This window comes from uncultured Mailhella sp. (assembly GCF_944324575.1).
In the GTDB taxonomy this organism is placed as follows: Bacteria; Desulfobacterota; Desulfovibrionia; order Desulfovibrionales; family Desulfovibrionaceae; genus Mailhella.
The window spans coordinates 1-9,694 of the sequence record NZ_CALUWV010000074.1 but is presented as its reverse complement, the minus strand read 5'-3'; the positions used below and the strand labels follow the sequence as shown (position 1 = coordinate 9,694).

Genomic DNA, 9,694 nt, shown 5'->3' with positions numbered 1-9,694 from the left:
GTTGCGCGAAGCGGAACATCGGTCGGCCAGCCGCAGGCGGGCGCAGCCGCGCACGCCTGCACTGAGTTTGCAGCCCGAACAGAGTCCGCCGAGCCTTCCGGTCTTTGCGTCTCCCCCCTGCCCTTCCCGTTCAGAGCACCTCGCCCGCGTTCCCCCGAGCGTTGTCAACAAGCTGAAAGGAATGAGGGGGCCCGGGGGGAATCATTCCCCCCGGCGGGGTCAGGGGCAGCGCCCCTGATGCCTTTCCTGCGTTTTCTGTCTTTTCTGCGTTTTCTGTCTTTTCTATCGTTTCTCGTCCGGGTCGCCGGCGGCTGCGGGGGTACGGTTTCTGCCTTCGCCGAGGCTGTCGATGACGGTGATGACGAGGCCGCGGATGCTGTTTTCCGTGGTACGGTAGGGAGCGATGCGCATGGTATAGAAGCGGCCGTTCATGCCGGTGACTTCGCGGTCGACGGGGGTCAGGGTTCTGAGCACGTTGTCGGCGTCTTGTATGATGTCCTCGCCGGGGAAGCTGTGGGCGAATATTTTAAGGGATCTTCCCACGTCCTGGCTCACGAGCTGGAACTCTCTTCCTATGTACTCGGTAAACTTGCGGATATTGAGCTCGCTGTCCACGAAGAGTATGCCTATCATGGTGGAGGAGAGGAAGTTGGACAGGTCGTTGGTCATGGTGGTGAGCTCGTCAAGCTTCTGCTGGAACTCGGAATTCACGGTATAGAGTTCCTCGTTGACGGACTGGAGTTCTTCGTTGGAGCTCTGCAGTTCCTCATTGGCGGTAAGCAGTTCTTCGTTGGCGGCCTGAAGTTCCTCGTTGACGGTTTCGAGTTCGCCTATGGTGGAGCGCAGTTCGCTCTGCGAGACCTGCAGTTCGTGTTCCAGGTCGGTGATGCGCTGGGCGGCGGTGGTATTGATGTCGTATTTTTCCAGAACGCCTTCCAGGGGCAGGTCGCGCTGTTCCACGAAGAGCACGGCCAGAAGACCTGTCATGACGCCCGACTCGTCCTCGACGGGCTGCACGGAAAGGTCGATGACCCTGTGGCCCGAAGGGGTGTCCACGGCAATGCCGGTGTAGGTGACGGGACAGCGTTCCGTGCGGCAGCGGCTGATGGCCGTGGAGGAAACGAGATTCACGTCACTGTTCACGAGCGAGAAGAAGTTGAAGGTGGCCTTGCCGGGAGCGATGTTCAGGTAATCGGCGTAGTTGCCGAAGAAGTGAATGACGTTGTTCTGATCGTCGATGACCACGGAGGCGGGCAGGAACTTCTCGAGGAAGCGGCTGTAGACGCCTTCCATGGTGAAGGAGCTGTCCTGCTGCGGCGAGAGGCCCTGAACGCTGCGGCTTGCGGTGTGGATTCTCGGGATGTTGAAGGCGGGGGGCATGAAGTCTTCCATCTTCCCCTCGCTTCTGTGCACGTATATTTTCTCTGCGGCGGAAAGGGGCGTGAACACCTTGCTGTACTCGCTGGCGGTTTCGCTTCTGCCGAGGAAGAGGAAGCCGCCGTTTTTGAGCGCGGTGTGGAAAATGGCGAAGAGCCCCTTCTGAAGGACGGGCTGAAAATAGATGAGCACGTTGCGGCAGCTTATGAGCGAGAGCCTGCCGAAGGGGGATCGGAAAGCATGTTGTGCGGCGCAAAGATGATCATTTTCCGGATGTCCTTGTTCACCTGATACTGATCATTGTGCCGGACGAAGAAACGGGCGAGCCGTTCGGGGGACACGTCTTCGGCGATGCTTTCGGGGAACACGCCCTTTCCGGCCTGCTCTATGGCCCGGGTGTCGACGTCGGTGGCGAAGATCTTGACGTCCCGGCGCAGATGCCTTTCCTCGAGCACCTCGCGGAAGAGCATGGCCAGGGAATAGGCCTCCTCGCCGGTGGAACATCCGGCGCTCCACACGCGCACGGGGGTATTTTCGTCGCTCTGCTCGACAATGGCGGCAACGGCGGTTGCCTTGAGCTTTTCAAAGAACTCCGCGTCGCGGAAAAAGCGCGTGACGCCTATGAGTATGTCCTTGACGAGCTGGGAGGCCTCTGCGGAGTTTTCCTCGATGAGCCTTGCGAAGTCGGCGGGGGTGGCGCTGTGGGTGACCACCATGCGCCGCTCGATGCGGCGCAGCACGGTGTTTCTCTTGTAGTGGGTGAAGTCTATGCCGCTCACGCGCTTGAGAATCATGTAGATGCGCGCAAGGATGTCCTCGTCCTCGGAAAGGAAGGGTTCCGAGGCTTCGGCCATGACGGGATAGTGCGAAAAGTTGAGCAGTTCCGCGGCGATTTCGGAAGGAGGCAGGACGAAGTCGGCAAGGCCGGTGCCGATGGCGCTTTTGGGCATGCCGTCGAAGCGGGCGCTTCCGGGGTCCTGCACGAAAACGAGACCGCCGTGCTCCTTGATGGCCTTGACGCCGCCCGTGCCGTCGGAACCCGTACCGGAAAACACCACGGCAAGCGCCAGTTCCCGCTTTTCCGCGGCGAGGGAGGAAAAGAAGACGTCTATGGGATGATTGACCGCGCCGTGCACCTGTTCCGCGAGCAGGAGCCTGCCGTTCTTCACGGTCATGTTCTTTCCCGGGGGGATGAGAAAGACGACGTTGGGCTGCACGGGCATGTCGTTTTCGGCCTGCACGACCTTCATGCCGGTATGCTTGCCGAGTATTTCGGCCATGAGGCTTTTGTAGTCCGGCGAAAGATGCTGAATGACGACAAAGGCAAGATTGCTGTTGTCGGGCATTCTGGCAAAGAACTGCTGGAGCGCCTCAAGTCCCCCGGCGGAAGCACCCATGCCCACGATAAGCAGAGGCCCGCTGTTTTCCTTCACGGTTACGGTCATTTCGTCGTCAGTCATGAACTCTCTCCTTGCCGCTGATCGGCAGCGATCAGGCAGCGTCGTTCAAATTCCTCTGCGGGCATGGGGCGTCCGTAATGGAAGCCCTGTCCGAACACGCAGCCTTCGTTGAGCAGCGCGTCCGTCTGTGTCTGATTTTCCACGCCTTCGGCCACGCATACCATGTTTCTGGCCCGGCAGAGGCGCACGATGTCGCCCACGAGCGCGCGCCCCACGCTGTTGTGGGCAAGGTCGCGAATGAGGCTTCTGTCGAGCTTCACGGTGTCGAAGGGCACGCTCGTGAACAGCGACAGGTTGGCGTATCGCGTGCCGAAGTCGTCAAGTCCGAAGCGCACGCCGAAAGGACGGAAGCCTGCCATGGCTCTTTCAAGGGTGCGGCTTTCGACGTCGCCCGCGTTTTCGGAAACCTCGATTTCCAGCAGCGAGGGGGCAAGCATGGGATAGCGGCTGAACAGGGCCAGCACCGAGCCGGGCGCCGAAGGACTGAACAGCGTGGCGCGCGAGAAGTTCACGGAAACGGGAATGCTGCGGAGCCCCCTGCGACGCCAGCCCTCCATGAGGGCGAGGGTCATGCCGAGCACGTGCAGATCAAGCTCGCGGATGGCGCCGGTACGCTCCATGGCCTCGATGAAGCGCGCGGGCATGACGACACGCCCCGAGCCGTCGAGACCGCGCACCAGGGCTTCGGCGCCGATGACGACGCCTGAACGCATGTCGACCTTGGGCTGCAGGTAAATGGCAAAGCTCTCAAGTCCGCCCGTGCCCGCCATGCCCGGGCCGCGCACGCCGAGCTCGGGCTGAGCCGTGCCGCCTGCCGACGTTTCAAGCTGCCCGCAGAGCATGATGGTGCGGGCCTCCTTGACCAGCTTGTCGCCGGAAAAAAGTCCTTCGGACCAGGTGTAGCCGAAGCGGAGCTGACCGGGATAGCGGCGCTGCAGCATGGACTGAGCGCGGAGCACGCGGGCCAGAAAGACGTTCTGCGTGCAGTTGGCGCAAAGGGCCACGAACTCGTCGCTGCGCGTGCGGAACAGCAGATCGCGCCCGAACACCGCGCCCAGGGTTTCGGCAAGATAGAGCAGCACGAGGCGCGAACTCTGACCACGCCCCTGCGCACCGGTGAGGGGGGCAAGATGCGGCACGTCAAGGGTGAAGGCACCCAGGGAGGTGCAGGTGTCGGAGGTGAGCTGACACACTCTGTCCATGTAGGCGCGCAGATTCTGCAGGCCGGTGAGCGAATCCCGAAGAGCGGCCATGCCGCGTCCGGAGCCCGCCGCGCCGGAAAAGCGAAGCACGCGGGCAAGATGGGGCAGCAGCACGGCGGAAAGGGCGTCGACGCGGATGGGCCGACGCGGATTTTCCACGCACAGCACGCCGTCGGGTCCGCCTTCCGCGGGGGCGAGGGGAAGAGCCATGAAGCGCCAGTCCTCGCTTCTTCTGCCCGGCTCCGCCCTGCGCTCAAGAAAGACCGGACGATTCTCCCGCAGACAGCGCCACAGAAGAGGAAGCCTGTCCAGCGCCATGCCCGAAACCCGCCGTTTCAGACTGCAGCGGCCCTCGGTCACCCACTCGTGGGAAGCGCGCACGGTGCGGCCGTCTTCGGCCAGGGAAAGCGTATAGGCCCGGTCGGCCTCATAATAGGTTCCCAGGTGGCGGAGCACCTCGCTCATGGCCACGTCGGAAGAATCCTCCCGGAGCAGCGCGTCGAGGCAGGCAATGGCCACGTCCTTTTCCTCGTCGGTGAGGGACGAAACCGTTGTCGGCACGGCAGGTTTCGCAGCGGAGGCCTGTGCGGCGTCGTCCGTCCGGCTTCGGATTTCCGCGCCGGAATCTTCGCCGTTCTCAAGGCATTCCAGACCGGTTTCCGGCTCTCCGGCCTGACGGGGCAGCAGCGGCGCAAGGTCGTCCATGAAGACCACGGCATCGGCAGGAGCGTTTTTCCACCGCGCACAGCAGCGTTCGGCCTGCCGCAGGATGTCGTCGTAATCCATGCCGCCGAGATCGGCGCAGGCCACGGCGGTCACAAAGCGCGGTCCCGGCACGAGTCCGTCGGCGGAAAGGGCCTGCCGCACGAAGGCGAAGGCGTCGTCTATGCGCTGTCTCGTCACGGCGCGGGAAGCCGCATCGGGCCGGAACACGGTGAAGGATGTCTCGTCGTACTCGCCCATGACGCAGTCGGCCCCGATGAGCATGGAAAGCGCCATGATGATGAATTCACGCCTGCCGGCCTCCTGCGGGCCGGAAACGCCGCACATCTGCACGAGCGCCAGCAGATGCCTCGGGGAAGACCCGCTTTCAAGGGCCTTTTCGGCGAGCTTTCTGGCCATGTCCCGACTGTAGATGCCGTGCACGGGCAGATCTCCGGAACTTCCGGCGAGGGCGGCTTCTCTCTCGTGCCTGCGTTCGGTGTCCTGCAGGAAGCCGAAGACCTGCACGTTGCCGGTGAGCGGATGCCGCGCCAGATGCGCCACATATGAGAGCCAGCGCACGGTTCCGCCGAAGTCGACGCAGCGAAACTCTCTGGCAATCCATTCCCGGCCCCGGGCAAAGGCGTCGAGCAGCGCCCTGCGGTTGAACACGGCAAAAAATTCCTCGCCGTCCTCCCTGCGGAAAAGACGCTTCTTCTCCCAGGCCACGAGACTCTGAAACGTTGCGCCGCGCAAATGCCGGGTAAGGGTTCTGCCCTCTATCCAGAGTTCCTCCATGAGGTCTTCGGTAAGGTCGCCGCGCACGTAGCAGAAAAGATTGGGACGCAGATGTTCCCAGAGACGTTCCCTGGCGGAAATGCTCCAGGCTATGCCCACGCTGATGGGCTCGGCAATGCCCACGATTCTGAGCGGCCCGCGGTCCATGTCGGGCAGGAGGCGGTACTGCACGGAAAACCAGTCGAAACGGCGGCTCATGGTATGCCGCAGCACGAAGGCTCCGCCGCCGGCGGGCCGTCCGCTCAACATGGCGCGGGCAAAGGCGCGGAACCTGTCCACGGAATCGGGATGCACCCAGCCCTTGCGGATGAGCCCTTCAGGAAAGTCATCCATCATGGCGCCGGAGGAACGCAGCCGCCTGCCGTTGAAGAGACGGAACCTGCGGGAAGCCACGTCCACTTCCCAGAGCAGGCACGCGCCCCGGTCGAGGGCCAGCTTCAAATACTCCCCTTCCATCAGAATGTCACCCTGACTCCTGCGCGCGCCGGAAATGTCCCGCACGAGCACCATCATCACGTTGTCGCTGCACGGCATGGGGGAACGCACAGCTCTTGCGCGGCACCAGCGCCAGCCGCAGCCCCAGGCGAAACGATGCTCATACTCCACGGCCTTGCCTGCGGCAAGACCGTCGCGCAGACGCCGTTCAAATTCCCCGAGATCCTCGGGATGCACGCCCCCGAACACCGAAAGCTCGCAGGGCAGGGAAAGGGCCGAGCTGTCCGTGCCCAGCATGCGGAACACGGCAGGAGAAGCGTAAAGCACGTTGACGGCGTTCTTTTCCACTTCCAGAAGCGCCACGCCCTCTTCCATGTTCTCGAGAAGCAGGGGAACCTGCAGGGGCACGTGGGGCATGGGGACGAGCGTGCTCTTGTGCGGCATCTCGCCTTCGCCGGTGCTGATGTGATATCTGTTGCGGCCCTCGGCCTTGGCTTCGTACAGGGCGGCGTCGGCGCGTTCATAGAGCTTTTCAAAGGCGCGCGTCTCGCCGGTGGCGATGTAGACGCCCACGCTTGAGCTCACGTGCAGCGTGGGATTCACGCCTATGGAAAACTGCAGCGCCTCGCAGATGCTGCGGGCCTTGTCTCTGGCCGCGCTCTCGGTGATGTTGCCGGAAAGCAGCGCGAAGAACTCGTCGCCGCCGAGACGCCCCACAATGTCCGTAGCGCGAAAGCAGCCCGCAAGCGCCTTGGCCGCAAGCCGTATGACCTCGTCGCCTGCCTGATGGCCGAGGGTATCGTTGACCTGCTTGAAGTTGTCAAGATCAATGATGAAAAGCGCGCAGGAGTCGCCCGGATGCATATGCTTGAGACACTGCTCTATGTAATCCGTGGCCGTTTCGCGGTTAAGCAGACCGGAAAGCACATCCCTCGACGCACGCTCCGCCAGAATTTTCAGTTCCCGCCAGTACTGAAGATCCGACAGATGGAAACCGTTGCTGCCTGTCATGAAGCCGACTCTTTGCCCAAAAGGATTATATCCTCACTCGTCAGCTCTCCGGTCGTCCAGTTTCCCCGGAAAGGACGAATGCCGTCCGCGACGACACGCCGCAGGCTATCGCCTCTTTGTATACCTGCACAATCTCATGTCAAGATTGACGTTGTCGGCTTTACCGGCGCAGGAGTGCGACATTTTCCTTCTCCCGAGTACCGCCACTTCCCGTCTGCTCCGGACACGCTGTACGGGCACGGGGCTTGCACGACGCCCGCGCGCTTAACGGCGGAAGTGAATTCCGCCTGCTTGCGGGCGTCGGCCGGGCTTCTCAGGTCGCCCGGGGCCCCAGAGCGCTGAGAGAAAGATTTGTTTCCCTGCCGGCAAAGGTTTCCGGAGCTTCGGAAGGCGGCTGTCCGTTGCAGACGAAGCGGCTACGGAGCGGTGAAAAAAGAATGTTCGTGGGGCATGACCCCGCATGAGCGATGAGAGCCTTCTTCCCGCTGCAAGCAAAGGTTTCCGGAGCTTCGGGCACGTGCGCGGCATACGTCTTTCTGTCCCCGTTGTCCTGCCGAACCGGCGAAGCCGGAAGGCAGAAACAAGGGGAAGCGGAGGAGCGCTGCACCGTTGACGCAAAGCGCCTTACGGATGGCGAAAGCAGCGCTCCCCCGCAATGCCTTTCCTGCGTTTTTAAAACGCCGAGAGGGCGTAGAGGAAAAGATCCATGACGGAAGAATAGCGGGTAAAATCTTCGGGGATATTGAACATGGACTGGGAGGCCTGTTCAGCGACGATGTTGGTAAGCCAGGCGCTGCCGCCGTGGGTAGCGGACGTTTCGTCGGCCATGGCGTGCATGGGGAAGGGAGAAAACGCCTCGTTTTCCCACACTTCGAGGGTAAAGCGGCGGACGGAGCCCATGAAACCGGCCTCGTAGACGTTGCGGGTCTTATGGACGGGGTAGCCCTGCCAGTTGTCCTTCCCGAGGGGGGAGCATTCCTTTTCCTGAAGGCTGATCATGCCCATGCTCTGGGGCATGACGGCGGCGGCTGCGCTTTTGACGAGGCTGCGCCAGTCTCTGGGGTCACCGGCAACGGGGATTTCCACGTAGGCTCTGAGGCGCTGGGAGAGCACGCGGAGCATATGTTCTCTGGAGTCGACAAGGAGCGTGAACACGCCTGCGCTGCCGAGGTCGAGATCCATGCGGGCGCAGGGGCCGGACGAGATGGCCGTACCGCAGTTCTTCACGGTTTTTCCGTCGATGCGGTACTGAATGTCGGCGCGGAAGTCCGCGTAGGCGGCCGCCTGAGCCAGAGAGGCGAAAAGGCACATCACAAGACCGAGACACAGGGCGCAGAGGATGCGCGCCGAACGTTGAAGAACAACCATGGTCACTCTCCGTTTTCCGGCATGGACACGGCTTCGTAGGGGGAGCCTGCCATAAAGACGGTCTGCATGGGGCTCACCACAGGGGGAAGCCCGGAATAGAGGTTGTAGCCCGTCAGACGCCAGCGGTAGGCGCTGCCGGGAAAGACGGGACGGTACACGAAGCTGAAGGACGAGCCGCTTTCGCTCTCCCAGGCGTCGCGGGAATCCACGCGGTGCACGTCCTGCGCGAGGAAGGGACAGCCTTCGCACAGCTCGCCGTCCACGGCCTGCATTTCGAGCACCATGTATTCCATGTTCTGCGTCGCGCCGGACAGCGTGCCCTGAAAGGTGATGGTGCCGTCGGCTGCGGCTTCCGCGCCGAGCGAGGCAAAGGCAAATTCGTCACGGGAGAAGTCCGGCACGGGATCGCCCTTGCGGCCGCATCCGGCGACGGCAAGCGCCGCGCACAGCACAAGAAGCGCAAGGCACGCGCTCCAGCAGGCTGAACTACGTTTCATACCATTCCTTAAGGCATGCGCGCGGCATGCCGGTCTGCCGCGCCGGACGGGATCCGGTGCGGTCGTTTTCTGGCTGCGAGGCGGCGTCGGAGGCCTTTTTCCGGCCCCTGCGCGCGGGCTTTCTTTCGGGCGTGGGCGCGTCCGAAGCGGCCGTTGACGCGTTAGAAAGCGCGTCATTCTGCACGTCATTCTGCGCGTCCGTTGCCGCCCTGTCCGCGCCGGGCGCGGAATCATCCCTGTTTTCGGGCATGCCCCAGAGCATTTTCCAGTCGGAAAGCAGGCGCAGGGCCTCCATGGGGGTCATGGCGTCGGGATTGACGCGGCGCAGGGCCTCCAGCACGGGGGGCTCGGGCTGCGGGGCGGGCTCGGGCTGCGGAGCGGAGACAGCGTCGGCAGAAGCCGCCTTCACGGTTTTAGCCTTTGCGGGAACAATGTCCAGTCCCGGCAGAACGGCGGCTTCCAGCTTTGCCACGCGGGCCTTGCCGCGCGCGGCCTCAAGCTGGGCGAGAATGTCGCGGGCCCGCTGCACCACGGGCGCGGGCACGCCGGCAAGACGCGCCACCTCAATGCCGTAGCTGCGGTCGGCCGGGCCGGGAATGAGCCTGCGCAGAAACACGATGTCGCCGTTCCATTCCTTGACGGCAATATTCATGTTGCACACGCCGGGGAGCGATCCGGCAAGAGAGGTCAGTTCGTGATAATGCGTGGCAAAAAGCGTGCGGATGGTTCCTGCGGCGCGGCGCGCGAGCTCCTCCACCACGGCCCAGGCCAGGGCCAGCCCGTCGAAGGTGCTGGTGCCGCGGCCTATTTCATCGAGAATGACGAGGCTCCGGCTGTCGGCCTG

At 62.9% G+C, this 9,694-nt stretch carries 3 protein-coding genes and 2 pseudogenes; all 5 read right to left on the bottom strand.

All coding sequences use genetic code 11. The features are described 5' to 3' along the window. Nucleotides 1–285 precede the first annotated feature (285 nt). A pseudogene (locus Q0J81_RS12330) lies at nucleotides 286–2,774 on the bottom strand (chemotaxis protein CheB); the annotation flags it as partial. Between the two features lie 59 nt (nucleotides 2,775–2,833). Then, nucleotides 2,834–6,985, bottom strand: coding sequence for an EAL domain-containing protein (locus Q0J81_RS08585; RefSeq protein ID WP_294447210.1), 4,152 nt, complete (start codon nucleotides 6,983–6,985; stop codon nucleotides 2,834–2,836). A 672-nt stretch (nucleotides 6,986–7,657) separates the two neighbouring features. Next, the gene (locus tag Q0J81_RS08580; protein WP_294447209.1) at nucleotides 7,658–8,353 is read right to left on the bottom strand and encodes a hypothetical protein; all 696 of its coding nucleotides are present in this window, start codon (nucleotides 8,351–8,353) and stop codon (nucleotides 7,658–7,660) included. Nucleotides 8,354–8,355: 2 nt separating this feature from the next. After that, nucleotides 8,356–8,850: a lipoprotein gene (locus tag Q0J81_RS08575; RefSeq protein ID WP_294447207.1), complete on the bottom strand. Its 495-nt coding sequence runs from the start codon at nucleotides 8,848–8,850 to the stop codon at nucleotides 8,356–8,358. Between the two features lie 250 nt (nucleotides 8,851–9,100). Next, nucleotides 9,101–9,694 (bottom strand): annotated as a pseudogene (locus Q0J81_RS08570) (DNA mismatch repair protein MutS); the annotation flags it as partial.

Coding starts and splice junctions, on each gene's coding strand:
- Q0J81_RS08585 (WP_294447210.1), bottom strand. CDS start 6,985: ATGACAGGCAGCAACGGTTTCCATCTGTCGGATCTTCAGTACTGGCGG.
- Q0J81_RS08580 (WP_294447209.1), bottom strand. CDS start 8,353: ATGGTTGTTCTTCAACGTTCGGCGCGCATCCTCTGCGCCCTGTGTCTC.
- Q0J81_RS08575 (WP_294447207.1), bottom strand. CDS start 8,850: ATGAAACGTAGTTCAGCCTGCTGGAGCGCGTGCCTTGCGCTTCTTGTG.